Consider the following 640-nt stretch of genomic DNA (forward strand, 5'->3'; position numbering starts at 1 on the left):
GCGAGTAGATGGGCGTCCCATGACGCCACGTCCTCGAACCCGGACGGCTCGCGCCCGGCATGCAGAAGATCCGTCGTGATCACCGGCAGCCCGCGCTCCAGCATGTAGGCGCGTGAGGCGGCGTTCAGGATCCCCCGGGCCGACCCGCCGTGCAGGAGCCGCAGGAAGTTCAGCCGGCTCTTCGACTTGGTGGTCGTGAACACGGCGAACCGGTCATTGCCGATTTGCGTGCACACGCCATTGACCGCGCCATGGCGGGCCCCGGTGTCGTCGACGCTGACCCAACCGGCCGAAGCGAGCCCGGCCGTCAGAACCTGCTTCGCTTCGGCGACGAAGGCCTCGATCTTGCCGGTCAGGATCCGCACGACCTGGCGCTTGGAGATCGACACGCCGAAGTCGCGCAGCAACGCGACGATCCGCTCCACGGTCGATTGACCCTGGTGATAAAGCGACAGCACCAGACGCCGAAGCTCCAGACCGAAGTGCCCATCGACCCCGTCCGGCAGCGCAGCGACGACGATCCGGCCATTCGGCAAACGCCAGCGGTCCCGATGATAGCGGACCACCTGCACCCCGATCGTCAGATCCCTTGTCCGCCCCAGAAACCGCGAGCCCGGTGGCGGCTCATAACAAAGACGGC

The 640-nt window shown here is 66.9% G+C and carries 1 pseudogene; it reads right to left on the reverse strand.

From position 1 onward, the window contains the following. Positions 1–572 (reverse strand): annotated as a pseudogene (locus DH10_RS01050) (IS66 family transposase); the annotation flags it as partial. Between the last annotated feature and the right edge of the window lie 68 nt (positions 573–640).

Source organism: Mesorhizobium silamurunense (assembly GCF_014843825.1).
Taxonomy (GTDB): Bacteria; Pseudomonadota; Alphaproteobacteria; order Rhizobiales; family Rhizobiaceae; genus Mesorhizobium; species Mesorhizobium silamurunense.